The following is an 18,849-nucleotide window of genomic DNA, read 5'->3' as shown; positions in this document are numbered from 1 at the left end:
ATTGCGGTCGAACCGGACAAGTAACCCGTCCCCAATGGTTCAATGTGAGGGATGATTCTTTCGGTCTGGTGGCTAGTTTAAAGCAATGAACGTTTCCCGCTTTCCTCGGTTTCACTTTTGGTTACTGGCGATCGTGCTGCTGATCGGGGCGGGACTGCGTCTGCTGAATCTGGACGGCAAACCCCTCTGGATGGATGAGGTGATCACTGGCATTTTCAGCCTGGGTCATACCTACGATGAGGTGCCGGTGGGCCAAGCGTTGGGACTGACGCAGATTGCTCAATGGTTTACCCTGCGACCCGAAACCACCTGCGGCGCGATCGCGGCCACCGTGTCTACCCAATCCGTCCATCCCCCCTTGTTTTTTTGCTGGCTGCATTCCTGGTTGGGGGCTCAACAGTCGGTTCTGCAAACGGTTCTACCCTCGTTGGCGGATAACCTTGCTTGGATTCTGCGATCGCTTCCCGTATTACTGGGCGTTGGGGCGATCGGGGCGGTTTATGGCCTAGGAACCCGAGCCTTTGGCCAACGGACGGGGTTAATGGCGGCAGCTTGTATGGCGGTGTCTCCCTTTGCGGTGTACCTATCCCAGGAAGCGCGCCACTACACCTTGCCGATGGGGGTGATTACCTTGGCACTCTTGGCTTTAGTGCAGATCCAGCAGAATTTTGAACAGGACCGCAGTAACCGCAATGCTTGGATCAGTTGGGTATTGCTGAATGGCGTTGGGTTTTATATTCACTATTTCTGCATCCTGGCCACGATCGCCCAAGGGGTTGCCCTTCTGGGTGCACGGTGGATCAGCGCTAGAACAGAACAGCGATCGGCCACTCATCTCCAAAAACACAAGTTCTTAAGCTTCTGGCCCACTTTCGTTACTAGAACCCAACCGCAGGGCCTCTGGATTGCCTCCTTAGGGTTGCTGGGCATCCTTGGCCCTTGGCTCCCGACCTTTATCAGCCACATGACCCGCCCGGAAACCGATTGGCTCAATGATGGTATTCCTTCCCTGTTAACCGCGATAGTGCCCCTCTATTACGTCCCGATCGGCTGGTCGCTGATGGTGATTTCGCCGCCGGTGGAGGGCAACCCGCTGAGTTGGCAAATTCCCATGGTGTTGCTGGTCATTGCCTTCAGCGTTTGGCTGGCTCGGCAACTGTGGCGGGGCTGGCAAAAAATTTGGCAGATTCCTGAGCTACAGGGCAGTTTATTAGTTCTGGGTGGGTTTATTGCGATCGTGGTTGCGGAATTTTGGGCGATCGCGATTTTGCTACAAAAAGACCTGACCCATGTCCCGCGCTACAACTTTGTCTATTACCCTGCGATTTGCGTAGTGCTGGCGGCTGGGCTGGCGATGCAGTCCTTGCCTCGGCGATCGCGGGATCGGGGGTCTAGAACTGAGCTGCAACCTCGATGGATGGGCCAACTAACCACCCCAGCGGCGATCGTGCTCTGCGTCGGGTGTCTCAGCAGTCTCTGTGTGGTTTTCAATGGCGTCTTTCAAAAACCCTATCAACCCAATCTCGTTGCCCAAAGAATCATGCAAGCCGAGGCCCCCCAAGCCACGATCCAAGTCATTATGGGCTACCAAACTTGGCAAGAAATGGCCTTGGGATTAAGCTTTGCCTTGGCTTTGGAACAGGAACAAAATCGGATCAATGGGAACGATCGGGGTAGCGACGGGGGATCCCTAGGATCCGGCAGGCAATTATCTGGAAAATTCGCATTCCTCAACAGTTCCCAAAGTTATCCACAGTTGTGGAAAAAGCTAACTCAACTTCCCACTGCCGATATTTTGTGGATCATTGCCCCCGGTCTCCGCCGATCGGACTTTCCTGAAACCCTCTCCCTGGGATCCCCAGCCAATCCCCAATCGTGCCAACGGGATCCCCAACGCTACGATCGCATCGGCATTCCCTACCAAGGCTATCGCTGCGATCGGGCGATTCGCTAAGGCTGTACGTCTTGACACAAAAGCCCTCAACACAAAACGCTGGGAATCTTCAAATCATCCCCAGCGTTTACTAGCAGACTGAACTAGGGGATTTCCCCTCAAGCGTAGAACGTTACGCTCGTAGAACGTTACGCAGCGACCAATTGCCGCATCCGAGTCAGAATTGCATCTGCCACCTTGCGGGCATCCCCAAACAACATCCGGCTGTTTTCCTTAAAGAACAAGGGATTTTCCACGCCTGCGTAGCCACTGGCTAAACTGCGCTTCATTACAACGACGGTTTTGGCCTTCCAGACTTCCAGAACAGGCATCCCCGCGATCGGGCTATTGGGATCCTCTTCAGCACTGGGGTTCACCGTATCATTGGCCCCAATGACAAGCACCACATCGGTTTCGGGGAAATCTTCGTTGATTTCCTCCATCTCCAACACAATGTCGTAGGGCACATTGGCCTCAGCCAACAGCACATTCATATGGCCCGGTAAGCGTCCCGCCACGGGGTGAATGCCAAAGCGAACGTTGACCCCTCGATCGCGCAAACTGCGGGTCAGGTCAGCGATCGGGTGCTGCGCCTGCGCCACGGCCATGCCGTACCCCGGCACAATAATGACGCTGGAGGCATTTTCTAACAGTTCAACGGTGTCTTCCACGGAAATTTCCGTCGCTTCTCCTTGAATTCCCGCCGCACTGGCCGTTCCCGATCCCGTGCCAAAGCCACCGAGAATCACGCTAATGAACGATCGATTCATGGCCCGACACATGATGTAGCTCAGGATCGCGCCACTACTGCCCACTAACGCTCCGGTGATAATCAGCAGGTCGTTAGACAGCATGAAACCCGCCGCCGCCGCCGCCCAACCGGAATAGCTGTTCAGCATCGAGATCACCACGGGCATATCGGCTCCCCCGATCGCCATCACCAGGTGCACGCCCAGCACCCCCGCGATCGCCGCCATGACCAACAAGGGATTTAAGCCTCCCCCAGTCATGAACCAGTAGCCTAACGAGATCGTCCCTGCCAACATGGCTAGATTCAAACCATGGCGTGCCGGAAGCATTAACGGTTTGCTACTGACCACGCCGCGCAGTTTACCAAAGGCCACGATCGACCCGGTAAAGGTGACCGCTCCAATGAAAATGCCAATGTAGATTTCGATCTCATGGATCGTGGCTTCCACCCCGGTCAATTCGCTGGGATAGAGGAAATTGCCCACGCCCACCAGCACCGCTGCCAAGCCCACGAAGCTATGCAGCATGGCCACTAGTTCCGGCATTTCGGTCATGGCCACCCGCGCCGCCAAGATCGATCCGACGATCGCCCCTGGCACAATCACGGTCAGCAAGACGCCGTAGCTGGCGGGATCACTCTGGAGCATCGTCGCCAAAAACGCGATCGCCATCCCTGCAATCCCAAACCAGTTGCCGCGTTTGGCCGTTTCCTGATTGGCGAGTCCCCCCAAGCTGAGGATGAACAACGCACTCGCCACGATGTAGGCGACGGTGGAAAAATTTTCCCCTGAAAAATTCTCAAACATGGCCTACCCCGATTATTTCTGAAACATTTTCAGCATGCGTTGGGTGACTAGGAAGCCCCCGGAAATATTGATCGTCCCCACCAGGATCGCGATCGCACCTAGCAGCGTTGTCGGATGCAAGAATTGCCCAGACAGTTGCACCATGCCACCGATGATGATGATGCCGCTGATGGCATTGGTCACACTCATCAAGGGCGTATGCAGCGCGGGTTTCACATTCCAGATCACCTGCCAACCCACAAAGCAAGCCAGCACAAATACGGTGAAGTGGGAGAGGAACGAGGCCGGAGCGGTCAACCCGATCGCAACCAACGCCGCAATCCCGATCGCCAACCAGAGACCCGATAGATTCAGCTTCTTGGCAGCGGGCACTTCCGCAGGCGTAGCCGCCGAGGTGACGGGTGACGGCTGGGGCACAACGGAAACTGGACGGGGGGGCAACGGTTCCACCCGATCGCCCTGGTGCAGCATGAGCGCTCCCCGCACCACTTCATCTTCCAAGTCCACCTGGTAGCCATCATTGCGGCCCATATCATCCAGCAGATGGCAGAGGTTGTTGCCGTAGAGTTGGCTGGCTTGGGCTGCCATGCGGCTGGGCAGATCGGTAAAGCCGATGATTTTGACCCCGTTATGGTCGTAAATTTGACCGGGCTGGGTCAGTTCACAGTTACCCCCCTGCTCCGCCGCCAAATCCACAACCACCGAACCCGGTTTCATCAGTTCCACCGCTTCCCGTAGGATGAGCTTGGGTGCGGGTCTACCGGGAATTAGCGCCGTTGTAATGATGATGTCTACGTCCTTGGCCTGGGCTGCGAACAGTTCCATCTCGGCCTTGATAAATTCCGGACTCATTTCCTTGGCGTAGCCGCCTTGCCCAGACCCATCTTCTTCCAGTTCAACTTGCAGGAATTCCGCCCCCAAGCTTTCTACCTGTTCTTTAACGACAGGGCGCGTGTCAAAGGCCCGCACGATCGCCCCTAGGTTCTTGGCAGCACCGATCGCCGCTAAACCTGCAACTCCGGCCCCAATCACCAATACCTTGGCAGGGGGAACTTTGCCCGCTGCGGTAATTTGCCCGGTAAAGAAGCGACCAAACTGGTTCGCTGCTTCCACCACTGCCCGATATCCGGCGATATTGGCCATGGAACTGAGGGCATCCAGCTTCTGGGCACGGCTGATGCGGGGAACAGCATCCATCGCTAGAACCGTGGCGCGGCGCTGGGCTAGAGCCTCGATCAAATCAGGATTTTGCTTAGCCCAAATGAAACTAATGAGTGTGCCGTCTTCCCGCAGGAGTTGGGTTTCTCCCAAACTAGGAGGACGGACTTTCAAAACAATGTCAGCATTGGCCCAGATCTGCTCAGCACTCTCAATGATTTGGCACCCAGCCTGACGGTAAGTCTCGTCAGAAAAATTAGCCAACTCTCCCGCACCCGTCTGGATCAGGACTGTAAATCCATATTTTTGCAGCGTCTTGGCCGTGTCCGGCGTTGCTGCTACCCGCGCTTCTCCAGCGAGGATTTCCTTGGGGATCCCAATTTTTAAGCGAGGTTTTTCTTCGGTCAGTAGCTCTTGGGACGCCTGTGATAGCGTGTTTCTCTCAATTGCGATCGCCATGTATCAATCTTCCTTCACCATGACGTGTAGATGGAAATGAAGCGTTCGTATTACCCAATGGATCGTAAATTGATCCCCTGATTTACGATGGATTCTTAATCTGTTGTAGAGAATCCAAGTATTTGTTTACACAATTCTGAACTGATTACTCACTTCACCAAACCGCAAAGATCAGGAATTGTTATGGGAATCCCGATGGTTTTGCGGGGCAGAGAAGAATTCTGGAACTTCACGGATTCAATCTCCGTCAGGAGAGAATGGGGGTCTGCAAACCCTGCAATCTTCATGGCAGTATGGAGAAGCTCAATCGCACGGCTGCTAGCAGCTCGCCCTTACAATGAGCCTCCGATCGATGATCCCTGGTAACGCTGATAGGCTGAAGCTAGGCTGACAGGTGACCGCTAGATCGAGGCTGGACAGAACTGAAGCCCATTCCCCGTTTTGTTTTAGGTAAATTCCCTATGCGCTTTTCCAAGTCTTCTCTGCGCCGTACAGCCTTGGCTGGCACGATCGCAACCCTGACTGTCCTGAGTCTTCCAGTGATCACCCACTCCCAAGGCTTGACTATCTTCAGCGGCGTCCCTGCGGAAAAACAGTTGAGCTCACGGGTGGATTTCGGCGGCAACCCTAGCGCCTTCGATCGCTATCGCCTACGGATTGACAAGAAAAAAATGAAACTGGCAGTGGCTCAGTTCGTGATTGACTACCCCGATTACTTCGATGGCAAGTTCGATCCCAAAAATATCGAGCTATACGTGAACCGCAAAAAAGTTGCCCTGCAAGAAGTCAAGTGGGATGAAGAGAATTTCTTCATTGAGATTTTTCCGCAGGAACCGGTGCCCGCTGGCAGCAGTGTGGAAATCATGCTGTCCAACGTGAAAAATCCCCGTAACAACGGCATGTACTACTTCAACTGCCGAGTTCTAACCCCAGGGGATGTGTCCCTTCTTCGAGACATCGGAACTTGGATCATTGAAATTAGCTAGGGGATGGGTCTATAGTAGTAGACTGTGACTTTTTTCATGGTCTACGACTTGTTTCATAGCCTACGACCACCCTACCCAGACTGGAGATACTTTTTATGAAGCGCACACTCGAGGGCACTCGCCGTAAAAGAAGACGGGTTTCTGGTTTCCGTGTTCGCATGAGAACGCACAATGGTCGTCGCGTCATCAAGGCTCGTCGTCGCAAGGGACGGGCACGCCTGTCCGCAGCTTAGTTTATCTAGCTAGAGACGACATCTGTAACTCGATCGCAGCGATGGCAGGTTATTCATTTGGCATTGCCTAAAGCCAATCGACTTAAGCATCGGCAAGACTTTGATAGGGTTTATCAGCGAGGCAAACGGCGGCGAGCGAGCTGCTTGCACCTCGTTGCCCTTCGGCTATCTCCTAGGCCATCTCCGGAAGCCGAAGATCCGAAAGTCTTGCCGCTTCAGATTGGCATTTCAATTAGCAAGAAAGTCAGCAAACATGCTGTGGTTCGCAACCGAATTAAGCGCCGGATTAAGGCTGCCCTGCGTCAGTTTTTACCTCGGATGACCACCGGGTGGAAGCTTGTGGTAGTTGTCCGCGCTCAAGCGGTGGAATGCGATTACTGGAAGTTTCTGCAAGAATTAGAGCAGTTATTGGTCGAAGCCGAGGTACTGCATGGCAGTTAAAGAAGAGGTTTACTACGAAGGTGGCCCCCACCGGGGAGATCTAATCCTCAATGGGTTGCTGGCGTTCACAATTGTCTGTCTTCCCCTCACGATCGGGGCTGTGGTTCGTGCCCTGTGGTTGCGCTACCGCATTACCGATCGTCGCGTTAGCATTACGGGCGGTTGGCGGGGGCAGGATCGCGCCGATGCGGTCTATTCAGAAATCGATCGTGTGATTTCCGTTCCCCGAGGCTTAGGCATTTGGGGAGATATGGTTCTGGTACTCAAGGATGGCAGCCGCTTGGAAATGAAAGCGATGCCAAAATTCCGTGAGGTAGAAGCCTATATCAACGAACGGATCACCGCCAAAGCTAGCACAACCAATAAGACCAAGACTTCACAGCGCTAGTTCTAAAATTCTGAATTTATCCAGTGTGGCAAGACAGGCTACACTGGAACTTGGTCTGTTCAAGCCTCTACAGACTGGGGCTTGCATGAGGGCCAGTTTTATTCTTCAACAACTTATCAATCGACTCGAAGGCGCATGGATTTCGGTATCGGTTTTCTTTCAAATAACGTCATGCTGCCGATCCTAGATTTCTTCTACGGGATCGTGCCTAGCTATGGTCTCGCGATCGTGGCACTGACCTTGGTTGTGCGTTTTGCGTTGTATCCCCTCAGTGCAGGTTCGATCCGAAACATGCGCCGGATGCGCGTTGCCCAACCCGTCATGCAAAAACGCATGAAGGAAGTGCAGGAACGGTACAAGAACGATCCGGTTAAACAGCAGGAAGAGGTTAGTGCCCTCTACAAAGAATTTGGTAACCCTCTAGCAGGCTGTTTCCCCCTGCTGGTTCAGATGCCAGTGCTGTTTGCCCTGTTCGCGACCCTGCGGGGATCGCCCTTTTCCGATGTGCCCTACAACATCAAGTTGCAAATCTTGCCACCGGAACAGGCTGCCTTGGTTCAACCCCAGGCTTTTAGCACGGAAACCCACAACATCTACTTAGCTGATGGACTGCATTCCCCGGTACAGGCGCTTCTGCCCGGTGGCAATAAGGTTGGGGTGGGCGACAAAGTGCAAGTGGAGTTCCAGACCCCTGAAGGCAAGCCCTTCTCCGCCCTAGCTGCGGAATATCCCGATACCAACCTAACCCCCCGCTACAAGGTGTTAACCGGTAGCGAACGGGTTGTCATCAACGAAGACGGAACAATCCAAGCTACTCAACCCGGTGAAGCAACGGTTCAGGCGTTCATTCCTGGACTGGCCGCCGATAAGGGCTTCCTGTTCATTGATGCCTTGGGACGGGTTGGTGCGGTCGATCCCGATGGAACCATTCACTGGGATATTGTCGGGATGGTCCTGTTCTTTGGGGTTAGCCTGTATGTGAACCAACTGCTATCCGGCCAAGGTTCCACCGGGAATTCCCAGCAGGATACGGTAAACAAGATTACGCCGGTGCTTTTCTCGGGGATGTTTTTGTTCTTCCCGCTGCCAGCAGGGGTGTTGATGTACATGCTGATTGCTAACATCTTCCAAACCCTGCAAACGTTCATCCTGTCACGGGAGCCGCTGCCGGAAAACCTGCAAAAGCTAGTGGATGCAGAGGGTTCTGGTAAGAGTGCCGCCACTGCGACAGTGGACGTCAGTGCTATCCCGTTTGAACCGGGTCAGAAGAAAAAGAAGGCGTAAATCAGGCGTAAATCATGGGTAATCATCCATCTCAGGAACGGGGTCAGCAGTGGCTAGCGCAAATTTTGAAGCTGGCAACTTTGGATGCGTCTGTTGTTTCTGAGATGGTGCAAACCGATGATGAACATAACTGTTGGCTAACGATCGTCGCTGATCACCTGTCTCCTGAACAGAAAACTGCACTTGTGGGTGAGCGTGGCCAAGTCTTAGATTCTCTCCAGTACTTAGCCAATGCCACCCTCAATATTGGTCAATCAGAAGACGCCCAAGGCGCATACATATTGGAGCTAGAGGGTTACCGAAAACAGCGTAGCCAACAACTCCGAGTGATTGTGGAGGAAGCCGTGGCAGCAGTTCGCGAAACAGGTCAAGATTTTGAGATCAAGTCCTTGTCTTCCGCTGAACGTCGAGAAGTCCATGGATTACTGAAGCATTACGAAGAATTAGAGAATTTTAGTCGTGGGCAAGAGCCCGATCGCCGTCTTGTTGTCCGCCTCAAAACAACAGCGGCAGAGTGATTGCATCAGATGCATTGCGGAGGTTATTTCGATGGAACCAATCTATATTCCTCGCCTCACCAAGTTGAAGGATGGTTCAGAGACCGTTGAATTCAAAGAATTGATGCCCGATTTAGAAACCCTGACTCCAGTTCAAGGGGCTGTACGCGTCACCCATAAGGGCAATTTTTTAGAAGCCTCTGTGCAAGCAGATACCATTATTACCCTCTGCTGCGATCGCTGTCTGCAACAGTACAATCATCGCCTCTCGGTGGAGACAACGGAATTTCTCTGGCTAACCGATGGGGAGGCTGCGATCGATCCGGAGGATATTCCGCTGGATGAGGATCTCATCATTGAGGAAATGGTAGAGACCCTACCTAAGGATGGATATTTTGATGTAGGCAACTGGGTATATGAACAGCTGTGTTTAGAACTGCCCCAGCGTAAGCTGTGTAGTGCAGACTGTGGCGGTATTCCCCTAGCTGCTAACCAGACGGAGCAACCCGATGCTCGCTGGTCTGCCCTAGAAGCCCTGCGCGGTCAGTTACCCAATTAGCTCAAAGTGCTTCTCGAAATCTCGATCGAGATCTTGATCAGCCGACCATTCCTGGCTTGGAGGAACTTTTGGGGTTCTGCGGGTGAATCAGTTGCCAAATTCAGAAGCTGCCCTTGAGAATGGAACATTGAGCCTTCCATTTAATGCTGCGCTATGAATTTTAGTGACGAGTTCAACCTGCTGCTGCGAGCCCGCTATCCGATTCTCTACATTCCGACCCGTGAAGAAGAACGGGTAGAAACGACGATCGCGGACTGTGCAAAATCCCGTGAAGGCAGAGCCGTCTATACTTGGGACTTTGTGGATGGCTACCAAGGGAATCCCAATGATGCAGGGTTTGGCAAACGTAATCCTCTGCAAGCTTTAGAGTTCGTTGAAAAATTACCCGCTGCGGCTCCAGCGATTTTTATTTTGCGGGATTTCCAACGCTTCCTAGAGGATATTTCCGTCTCCCGTAAACTGCGCAACCTTTCTCGCTTGCTGAAAGCCCAGCCTAAAAATCTGGTGATTTTGGCGTCCAATCTGGCCATCCCAGAAGAACTCAGTGATGTTTTAACGGTTCTTGAGTTTCCCCTACCGAACGCTCAAGAGATTCGATCGGCGATCGACCAACTTTTAGCTCCTCTGGGTGCCAGTCCCAGTGGGGAGTTGATGGATAGTCTGGTGCGGGCTTGCCAAGGGTTATCGATCGAACGCATTCGGCGGGTGTTAGGTCGGGCGATCGTGCTACATAACGGTCAACTCCAGCCGGAGGATGTCGATCTAGTGCTGGAGGAAAAACGGCAAACCATCCGCCAAACCCAGATTTTGGACTTCTATCCTGCCACTGAAAAAATCACCGATATCGGCGGACTGGATAACCTCAAGGACTGGCTTTTGCGGCGGGGTGGGGCTTTCTCCGATCGGGCCAGACAGTATGGCTTACCCCACCCCAAAGGCTTGATGCTGGTCGGGGTTCAAGGCACTGGCAAATCCCTCACTGCCAAAGCGATCGCCCACCATTGGCGACTTCCGTTACTGCGCCTTGATGTGGGTCGCCTATTCGGCGGCCTAGTCGGGGAATCAGAATCCCGTACCCGCCAAATGATCCAACTGGCAGAGGCCCTAGCTCCCTGCGTCCTGTGGATTGATGAAGTGGATAAGGCCTTTGCCGGGGCTGATGGACGGGGCGATTCCGGTACCAGTAGCCGCGTGTTTGGGACATTTATTACTTGGATGGCAGAAAAAACGTCCCCCGTTTTTGTGGTGGCGACGGCTAACAATATCCAAGCGCTCCCGCCCGAAATGTTGCGCAAGGGTCGCTTTGATGAAATTTTCTTTGTCGGTCTGCCCAGCCAAGAGGAACGTCGCGCCATTTTTGAAGTGCATTTATCCCGGTTACGGCCTCAGAAATTGCCGGATTATGACCTCGATCGCTTGGCCTACGAAACCCCCGACTTTTCTGGAGCTGAAATTGAGCAAACCCTGATCGAAGCCATGCATTTGGGGTTCAGCCAGAATCGCGACTTCACCACCGACGATATTCTGGAATCTGCCAGCCAAATCGTTCCCCTCGCCAGAACGGCCCGAGAGCAAATTCAATTTCTGCAAGATTGGGCTGCCGCGGGTAAGGCCCGTCTCGCCTCACGCCATAGTGCGTTGAGTAATCGGATCCAGCAACAACTTCAACAACCCGATTGAGGCTTCTTCTCCTATACTGGACGGGACGATCGTCCATCGTAAGATTGCACGAATGGGATCGCTTGGATGGGATCGCACGAATGGGATTGTACGTAGGTGCTGAGATCCTACTGGACTGGAATTGAGATGACGCCGAAATTGAAGTGCAGGATTGGGGAAGTATGCGTTGGTTGGCCAAAACCTTTGTCGGAATCTTTGTTGCTATCGGAATTTTGGCTGTGGGCGGCTACTTTGCGGCCAATTACCTAATTACCCAATTCACCAAACTACCAGAACGGCCTACCTTCCCAAACGATGATCCCAACTATCGTAAAAGCCAAGTCAAGGCCAGCGCTAAACCGAACCCCAGTAATTCTCCCACCTCCGATAAAAATAAATCCGAACCCAGCAATCCAGAAAGTAAGTCGGAAAAACCGCTGCCTCCTGGAGCCTTTGAGGGGAAGGTAATTCAGCCGATCGGCCTAGTATTACGGCAATCGGCCAGTTTGGATGGTGCACCCGTAGGAGGAATCAGTTTCAATGAAAAGGTGGTTGTTTTAGAAAGTTCACCGGATGGCAACTGGCAAAAAGTCCGATTGCTCAATAGCGATCGGGAGGGCTGGGTTAAAGGCGGCAACATCGATAAGGTGCAATGATTAAGGTGCAAGAATTTTCTGGCTCCTTTGGAAGCTAAATGTTTCAGCCCACCAGATCATTTTTCAGCCCACTAAATCGGTGAGCGAGATCAGTTAATATACCGAAAAGAGAATCTATTCGAGCCGTGACCTAGTCTCCTTGGTGCGATGCTCTTTGTAATGCACTGATAATGCATTGAACTTAACGGACTGATAACCCACTGAATTTGTCGTAGTGTACTGATCTGGTTAGTTCACGGATTTGGTTAGTTCACGGAATCTGGTTGGCGCACTGATCTGGAGTGATTCCCATGGCCCCCTCAACATCAATCTCTCTGCTGCGAAATATTCTGGCTGATCTATTCATTACCCTTCGCTCACTGCTCAAAGCGTCCCTCAGTGGATTGGCCTGTGCTCGATTGCTAGGTCTCATGATCGGGATGGTGATTCTCGCCCTTGGCAATGCAGCGGTTGCACTGCAAAAAGGAGATGAGGGTGACGCCGTAACCGATTTGCAAAATCGTCTCACGTCAGCTCAGTGCTATGACGGCCCCATTTCGGGCTACTTTGGAGACTTGACTGAGGCTGGTGTGATTCGCTGCCAAACGCAGTATGGCTTAGATCCCGACGGTGTTGCTGGGCCACAAACGTTAGCTGTGCTGGGCGGTGCGGTAATCGAACCACAGCCTCCCGTTGCTACGAATGCCCTGACGACGCAGAACCGCCCTCAATCCACCCCGCCCCAAGCTGAAGCTCGGTTACAAATTGGCGATCGCAATGAAGCGGTCACGACCCTCCAGCAACAACTGGCTCAGCTAGGCTTTTATTCGGGTAGCATTGACGGAATTTTTGGGCCCCAAACCCAAGCGGCAGTCCAACAATTACAACGAACGGTCAGCCTGCCAGAGGATGGCATGGTCGGTTCTAAGGAACAAGCGGCTTTAGTTGCAGCCCTTGGCCAGCAAGCGACCCAGCCGATCGATCGTGCCCCAGCAGCCCAACCCACCTACATCCAACTGGCGAAGGGAGATCAAAATAAGGCCGTTGGTGAATTACAGCAGCGCTTGAAGGCATTGGGCTGGTTTCAAAGTCAAGTGACGGCGTATTACGGCGATATTACGCAAACCGCAGTTGCGGATTTTCAGCGTACCCAGGGGTTGCCGGTCACTGGCATTGCAGATGCTCAAACCCTAGAAGCCTTAGCCATCGTTAATTTGCAGCCTTCACAATCAGTACAACCCTCGCAACCAGCTCAGCCATTTAAGGCCGCTAACTCTCCCTTTACGCAGGGCGATTTCACCACATCCTCCTCTCGCACCCCACTGAATCGACCATTGTTCCCAGTTCAGTCCCCCAAAACTCAGGTTGTCAGAACCCAGCCTGCACCAACAGCTGCTAAACAACAACCCCGTCGTTATATTGTGGTCATTCCGATTCAGAGTGGGACGACCCTGTCCCAAGTGCGGCAAATTTGGAATAACGCTTCGCCGGTTAAGAACAATCGGAAGGGGGCGTACATTCAAGCAGGCACCTTTACCCAACGATCGGAGGCCGATCGCCAGTCCCAGCTTTTGCGGGCCTATGGTTTAGATGCACGGGTTGACTATCAGTAGACCAACTGTCAGCAGGCTAACTGTAATCAATTGTCTTAAATCCGTGGAAATTTGCCTAAATCGGCATAATAGATCGACCTTAAACGGGCATCAGCGATCGTTGGCAAGTAGGGCATACCGCATGGATCGTTAATTGGCAATCCAATAGGTGGTAGCCCTCTTTTTGTGCAACCTTCATTCCAGTTTTCAGGACTGATTCAGTCTTAAATTCGATCGTTTTATTGCATCGCACACAGAGGAGATGGTGATGATGGTGGGGATGGGGCTGGTTCAGCTCGTAGTGTTTGTGCCCTTCTGCCAACTCTAGCTCTCGTAAAATGCCCATACGAGCCATCATCTTTAAGGTGCGATAGACCGTTGAAAGGCTGATCCCCTCGCCTTGCCCTTTCAGTAAATGATAAAGATCTTCAGCACTTAAGTGCTTGCCTCGCTCTAAGTTTTGAAACACTTGCAGAATGGTTTCTCGCTGGGCAGTCATTCGCCAGCCGCGCTCATTCAGCTCGGCTTTGAGAGAAGATGCTGTGTAGGCTGGGGCATTCATACTTGCAACAAACTCATCTCTATTGAGAATTAGGATAATTGTATTCTAGCTCAGTTGCAAGAAAGCTAGTCTATTGAGAATTGTCTGCAAGAGTGCTTAAACCTTTGTTATGGATGACGTAGTTATGGATGACGTATTTTGTTGTGAATATGTATTTTTCTATGAATAGCCATGAATACATACTGCTTTATCTATCATCTGTCGAGTGATCCCAGTTGAGGCAGAACAGTTGAGGCAGAGCAGTTAATAGATATTAATAGATAAACGCCTGAACCCCGTGGGATCCAGGCGAGACAGGTTGGGAAACTATGTTTGTGCCCAAGATGAGAAACCCTCAACCTCGTATAACCATTGGGTTATCCCAGAGCTTCCAGATAGTCCCGGACACGGTTACGGCGTTTGGGTTGGCGCAATTTCTGTAGGGCTTTCGCTTCGATTTGGCGAACCCGTTCCCGCGAGAGATCCAAAGCTCGACCAATTTCTGCCAGCGAGTAGGGCTGTCCACTGTCCAGACCAAAACGCATTTGAATCACATCGCGCTCCCGGCTGGTTAAATCCGACATGAGATTCAACAAATCCCGGCGCAGAGATTCCCGCATGAGCAGTTCTTCTGGGGATAGATCTTCCGTTTCCAGTAAATCCCCCAGCTCTGTGTCTTTCTCCTTGCCCACTTTGGTTTCTAGCGAAACCGATCGGGGCACCTTGAGCAAGACTTCCCGCACCTGTGGCACGGTCATTTCCAGTTCCTTGGCGATATCTTCGATCGTGGCAGTACGACCTTTTTCTTGCGCAATTTTGCGTTGAGCTTTTTTAATCTTGTTCAGTTTTTCGGTGATGTGCACCGGGAGACGAATGGTCCGGCTCTGGGTGGCGATCGCTCGGGTAATCCCTTGGCGAATCCACCAGTAGGCATAGGTACTAAACCGATAGCCCTTGGTGGGATCGAACTTTTCGACGGCCCGTTCTAACCCTAAGGTGCCTTCTTGAATGAGATCCAGGAGCTCCAACCCTCGATTTTGATATTTCTTTGCGACGGATACGACCAAACGTAAATTAGCTTTGATCATATGTTCTTTGGCTTGAAGCCCTTCCCGCTGAATCGCTTCGAGTTCCTCCAATGCCAAGCCCACTACCTGCGCCCAAGCCTGTTTCCCTTCCGCCAAAATGGGTTTGAGATCCGCTACCGTGACGCTTGCTTCCGTTGCCCAACGTTCCAGGGAAGGCCGATGGCCCAAGATAGACGTTAAGCGATCGCGGGCGTCCATCAGATGGACGTAGCGCTGAATGGGGGGATGGTCTGCTGCTGCCGCATCTCGCTGTTCCAACAACGCCATATAGCGCTGCACCTTCTGCGCCTCTGAGACTTCCTCATCTCGCCCCAGCAGACGAACTCGACCAATTTCTTGGAGATACATCCGAACTAGATCGGTCGTTCGCCGCGCCGATTTACCCAGACTTAACTCTTCAGCAACTTCAAGGTCAATGTCCTGGAGATCATCCATTGTGGGTTCAAAATTACCCTCAGGAATCGGCGTTTCAAAATTCTGAGTAAACAAAGAAAAGTCATCCATAGGAGAGGTTCTCGTAGTCCGCATGGGCGGCAAAAGGGGCAGAAAAAACTCAGGGACCGTCTCTACAAGGGCTTTGGATCGCCTTATTGGCTAGTATTCCCGCGATCGAGGGTTATACAAACAACCTCTTGCGGATCATTCATTTTTCTGCTAGCAATAGGAGCCAAAAATGAGTTTTTATAAGCAATGCACGCTGATCTATCACTCCAGTAACCTCTGCCGAAATCGGGACATTTTCTGAATCTTGGGCGTCTAGATGGAATGAATCCAGGACATCCGTATTACTTTGTGTCAAGATTCCGAATCGTTACTGATGGTGGTGACTACACCGGATACATCCAGGGTTCCTGAAAACAGAACAACTTATGCAGATCCGTGGCAGATCCGTGGCAGATCCGTTGTGCCAATGCTGTCAATTTCGTTGTGCCGATGCTGTCAATGTTGTCAATGTTGCCAATCTTGTCAATGTTGCTAATGGTGCTGGTGAGCATCTAAGCCGTTGGTGAAACTCTGGAAATTGTGCATATGACGCGGTAGATAGCGTTATCTAGGGTGTGTCAGCGATCGTCTCTCCCTTCAGACGGTCAACGGAGCATCTGTCTTAGAGACTTTGCTCCAACAGTCTTCCTACAACGCACACCTTTTTTGGAGCTTTGCTATGCAACGCATGACCCCCTACAGCCCCATTGGGTTGAAACCCTGTCTCTCGGTTGGCTTAACGACTTTGGTGGCGATCGCCGGATCTTTCCTGATCTCCCTGCCCAGTTGGGCTAAGCCCGCTACATTAACTGCCCAGGATGCCAATGCCCGGATCAATCTGCGTGCTAACCCCACCATTACAGCAAAAGTGGTCGGATCCGGCTATATCGGTAATCGGGTGGAAGTTCTGCGGCAACGGTTTTTCAACGAAGGCACCGAGCTGTGGTACTATGTCCGCTTTGCGACTACGGCTAAAGAAGGATGGATTCGCAGTGATTTTGTCCAATTTTCTGACAGCTCTGATCAGTACGGTGCTCTCAGCAGCAGTGAACCGAACGATCGCATCAACCTGCGATCGGCTCCCAGTACCGCCGGACGGGTTGTGCACTATGGCCTGTCGGGAGATATCGTGAAGGTCATTCGTGATTTGCAAGGCGATAACGGCTACACCTGGCACTATGTAGAATTTCCCTCTGGAGCCAAGGGCTGGGTGCGGGGCGATCTGTTGATTGTTTGGGGAGAGGGCTGCTAACGGAGGTGAGCCATTAAAATGCTCCAGATTCAGAATGCTCTAGATTCAAAACTAACGCTCCGGTTTACTGACCCGCGACATGAGCGCCGCGATCGCTTCCTGGGGCGTGATTTGTCCTTGAATCAAACCGTAAACCTGCTCTGCGATCGGTAACTCAATTCCCTGGTGTTGGGCCACTTGTAACAAAACCTGGGTGGTGTTAACACCTTCTGCGGTGCCCTCTAGGTGGGCCAGAATCTCCGTCAGTGTTTGCCCCTGGGCCAACCCATAGCCCACTTGATAGTTGCGGCTGAGGACACTACTACAGGTCGCCATCAAATCCCCCATCCCAGAGAGGCCATAGAACGTATCTGCCTTAGCCCCCCAGTGAACACCGATACGGATCATTTCTGCTAGCCCTCGTGTAATCAGCCCCGACTTAGCATTGGTGCCTAAATTCAAGCCATCACAGGTGCCTACGGCGATCGCCATGACGTTTTTCAATGCGCCACCCAGTTCTACCCCCAGGGGATCATCGTTGGTGTAGACGCGAAATCGAGGTGAGGAAAAGAGCGTTTGGACTTGGGTGGCTGCCGCTGGCCGATCGCTGGCAACTACCGTGGCTGCGGGTAATCCCTGCTGAATTTCCTTAGATAAGTTGGGCCCTGACAGAACCACGACGGGATTGTCAGGAAAGGCCGCTTGCCAAAGTTGTGAGGGCAGTTTGGGTAAAGCGGTGGCAGTCCCCGAGTTGGGATCGAGTCCTTTGGTGGCTGAAACCAGGATCGTTTCCGTCCCCAGCCCGATCGTTTGCAATTGCTGCACGATCGATCGGACTCCTTTCATGGAAATTGCTGAAACAATCGCCTGCGAACCCGCGATTGCAGCTTGTAAACTCGTTGCACTGCTTCGCGACCAAAGGATAACCTCATGGCCATTCTCCCGAGCCAAGGTTGCTAAGGTGGTTCCCCAGGCTCCCGCTCCCACGATCGTAATCTTCAACGCAATTCCCCCATCCCTGAGCTGATGATGTCTATAGATTCTGTCTATAACGGTTGGCTAGACCTGGGTTGCCTGGGGTTGACCCTGGGATTGGCTACGGGGATAGCGTTCCATCAGTGCCCGAACTTGCTCAGCGTGGTAGGAACTGCGAGTCAGTGGTGACGACACAACTTGCAAAAATCCCAAGGATTCCCCATACACCCGCCACGCTTCAAATTGTTCTGGAGTGACGAAGGCTTGTACGCCCAAATGCTTCTGGGTGGGTTGGAGGTACTGCCCGATCGTTAAAATGTCGCAATCGACCGATCGTAGATCCTGCATGACCTGGCGCACTTCCTCATCGGTTTCGCCCAGGCCCGCCATGATGCCAGATTTGGTATACACCCAAGGGGCGATCTCTCGGCACCGATGCAACAGTTCCAGCGATCGGGCGTAATCTCCTTGCGGGCGGGTGCGGCGGTAGAGGCGAGGTACTGTTTCCGTATTATGATTCAGCACTTCTGGAGCTGCAGCAAGAATCGTTGCTAGTGCATCCCAGTTGCCACACAGGTCAGGAATCAGCACTTCGATCGTGGTTCCCGGTGAAACTTTTCGGACTTCCTGAATACAGCGAACAAATTGCGCTGCGCCCCCGTCGGGTAAATCATCCCGATTCACCGATGTGATGACTACATGGTTCAACCCCATCCGGCGCACGGCTTCCGCGAGATTCAAGGGCTCTAATGGATCCAAGGGCTGAGGCTTTTTCTCAAAATCGATGTCACAGTAAGGGCAGGCGCGGGTGCAGGCCGGCCCCATAATCAAGAACGTGGCTGTGCCGTTGTTGAAACACTCACCAATATTGGGACAGGAGGCTTCTTCGCAAACCGTATTCAGCCCCAAATCTCGGAGGGTTTCTTTGACTGCGCCCACCCGCTCCCATTGGGGGGCTTTGACTCGCAACCAATCAGGCTTAACCACCACGGCAATTTTCTCAACGCTTTTGCATTCCCCATCTTAGCAGTGAGTTGAGAGTTCCCCCTGTTTCCGTCCCTAACGATCGAGGTGAAATGCTGCCCAACGATTGCGGTCAATGGCCGATCGTGCTTACCAAAAAATATCTTCAAGATTTGACTAGTTTTGTG

Annotated in this window: 19 protein-coding genes; 12 read left to right on the top strand and 7 right to left on the bottom strand. The window is 52.5% G+C overall.

Features of this window, described 5'->3' with window-relative positions:
* The first annotated feature begins 85 nt into the window (after positions 1-85).
* The gene (locus H6G21_RS06885; protein WP_190571910.1) at positions 86-1,954 is read left to right on the top strand and encodes a glycosyltransferase family 39 protein; all 1,869 of its coding nucleotides are present in this window, start codon (positions 86-88) and stop codon (positions 1,952-1,954) included.
* A 128-nt stretch (positions 1,955-2,082) separates the two neighbouring features.
* Here H6G21_RS06885 and pntB read toward each other — a convergent pair whose 3' ends face one another.
* Positions 2,083-3,489: a Re/Si-specific NAD(P)(+) transhydrogenase subunit beta gene (pntB, locus tag H6G21_RS06880; RefSeq protein ID WP_190571908.1), complete on the bottom strand. Its 1,407-nt coding sequence runs from the start codon at positions 3,487-3,489 to the stop codon at positions 2,083-2,085.
* Positions 3,490-3,501: 12 nt separating this feature from the next.
* Positions 3,502-5,106 carry a Re/Si-specific NAD(P)(+) transhydrogenase subunit alpha gene (gene pntA / locus H6G21_RS06875; protein ID WP_190571900.1) on the bottom strand — a complete coding sequence of 535 codons (1,605 nt, stop codon included), beginning with the start codon at positions 5,104-5,106 and terminating at the stop codon, positions 3,502-3,504.
* Positions 5,107-5,567: 461 nt separating this feature from the next.
* Here pntA and H6G21_RS06870 point away from each other — a divergent pair, with 461 nt between their 5' ends.
* The 10 genes from H6G21_RS06870 to H6G21_RS06825 all read left to right on the top strand — a co-directional run bounded on the left by H6G21_RS06870 (position 5,568) and on the right by H6G21_RS06825 (position 13,401).
* Entirely contained in the window at positions 5,568-6,092 is a 525-nt protein-coding gene (locus H6G21_RS06870; protein WP_190571898.1) for a DUF2808 domain-containing protein, read from the top strand.
* A 95-nt stretch (positions 6,093-6,187) separates the two neighbouring features.
* Positions 6,188-6,325, top strand: a complete 138-nt coding sequence (rpmH, locus tag H6G21_RS06865) for a 50S ribosomal protein L34 (RefSeq protein WP_190571896.1) — start codon at positions 6,188-6,190, stop codon at positions 6,323-6,325.
* A gap of 57 nt (positions 6,326-6,382) precedes the next feature.
* Positions 6,383-6,766: a ribonuclease P protein component gene (gene rnpA / locus H6G21_RS06860; protein ID WP_190571894.1), complete on the top strand. Its 384-nt coding sequence runs from the start codon at positions 6,383-6,385 to the stop codon at positions 6,764-6,766.
* The gene (locus H6G21_RS06855; RefSeq protein ID WP_190571892.1) at positions 6,756-7,154 is read left to right on the top strand and encodes a PH domain-containing protein; all 399 of its coding nucleotides are present in this window, start codon (positions 6,756-6,758) and stop codon (positions 7,152-7,154) included. Before rnpA ends, H6G21_RS06855 begins: the two co-directional genes overlap by 11 nt.
* Positions 7,155-7,289: 135 nt before the next feature.
* The gene (gene yidC / locus H6G21_RS06850; protein ID WP_190571890.1) at positions 7,290-8,438 is read left to right on the top strand and encodes a membrane protein insertase YidC; all 1,149 of its coding nucleotides are present in this window, start codon (positions 7,290-7,292) and stop codon (positions 8,436-8,438) included.
* Between the two features lie 14 nt (positions 8,439-8,452).
* Positions 8,453-8,956 carry a R3H domain-containing nucleic acid-binding protein gene (locus tag H6G21_RS06845; protein ID WP_190571888.1) on the top strand — a complete coding sequence of 168 codons (504 nt, stop codon included), beginning with the start codon at positions 8,453-8,455 and terminating at the stop codon, positions 8,954-8,956.
* Positions 8,957-8,987: 31 nt separating this feature from the next.
* A complete protein-coding gene (locus H6G21_RS06840) occupies positions 8,988-9,494 on the top strand; it encodes a YceD family protein (protein ID WP_190571886.1) in 507 nt (168 codons plus the stop codon).
* Positions 9,495-9,647: 153 nt separating this feature from the next.
* A complete protein-coding gene (locus H6G21_RS06835; RefSeq protein WP_190571884.1) occupies positions 9,648-11,174 on the top strand; it encodes an AAA family ATPase in 1,527 nt (508 codons plus the stop codon).
* Positions 11,175-11,335: 161 nt separating this feature from the next.
* The gene (locus tag H6G21_RS06830) at positions 11,336-11,809 is read left to right on the top strand and encodes an SH3 domain-containing protein (RefSeq protein WP_190571881.1); all 474 of its coding nucleotides are present in this window, start codon (positions 11,336-11,338) and stop codon (positions 11,807-11,809) included.
* A 290-nt stretch (positions 11,810-12,099) separates the two neighbouring features.
* On the top strand, positions 12,100-13,401 hold the full coding sequence (locus H6G21_RS06825) for a peptidoglycan-binding protein (protein WP_190571879.1): 1,302 nt from the start codon (positions 12,100-12,102) through the stop codon (positions 13,399-13,401).
* A gap of 79 nt (positions 13,402-13,480) precedes the next feature.
* On the opposite strand, the gene H6G21_RS06820 is transcribed toward H6G21_RS06825, so the two are convergent.
* The 3 genes from H6G21_RS06820 to H6G21_RS06810 all read right to left on the bottom strand — a co-directional run bounded on the left by H6G21_RS06820 (position 13,481) and on the right by H6G21_RS06810 (position 16,004).
* Positions 13,481-13,942, bottom strand: coding sequence for a transcriptional repressor (locus tag H6G21_RS06820; protein WP_190571871.1), 462 nt, complete (start codon positions 13,940-13,942; stop codon positions 13,481-13,483).
* 356 nt (positions 13,943-14,298) lie between these two features.
* Positions 14,299-15,513, bottom strand: coding sequence for an RNA polymerase sigma factor SigC (gene sigC, locus H6G21_RS06815; protein WP_190571869.1), 1,215 nt, complete (start codon positions 15,511-15,513; stop codon positions 14,299-14,301).
* Between the two features lie 323 nt (positions 15,514-15,836).
* Positions 15,837-16,004, bottom strand: a complete 168-nt coding sequence (locus H6G21_RS06810; protein ID WP_190571867.1) for a hypothetical protein — start codon at positions 16,002-16,004, stop codon at positions 15,837-15,839.
* Positions 16,005-16,171: 167 nt separating this feature from the next.
* On the opposite strand from H6G21_RS06810, the gene H6G21_RS25630 reads away from it, so the two are divergent.
* A complete protein-coding gene (locus H6G21_RS25630; RefSeq protein ID WP_190571865.1) occupies positions 16,172-16,744 on the top strand; it encodes an SH3 domain-containing protein in 573 nt (190 codons plus the stop codon).
* Between the two features lie 51 nt (positions 16,745-16,795).
* Here the strand turns inward: H6G21_RS25630 and H6G21_RS06800 are convergent, their stop codons facing one another.
* Entirely contained in the window at positions 16,796-17,725 is a 930-nt protein-coding gene (locus H6G21_RS06800; protein WP_190571863.1) for an NAD(P)H-dependent glycerol-3-phosphate dehydrogenase, read from the bottom strand.
* Between the two features lie 57 nt (positions 17,726-17,782).
* On the bottom strand, positions 17,783-18,694 hold the full coding sequence (gene lipA / locus H6G21_RS06795) for a lipoyl synthase (RefSeq protein WP_347277991.1): 912 nt from the start codon (positions 18,692-18,694) through the stop codon (positions 17,783-17,785).
* Positions 18,695-18,849 lie beyond the last annotated feature (155 nt).

This window comes from Alkalinema sp. FACHB-956 (assembly GCF_014697025.1).
Lineage (GTDB): Bacteria > Cyanobacteriota > Cyanobacteriia > Leptolyngbyales > Leptolyngbyaceae > Alkalinema.
Note: the sequence above shows the minus strand (reverse complement) of the source record. Positions and strands in the feature narration are given on the sequence as shown.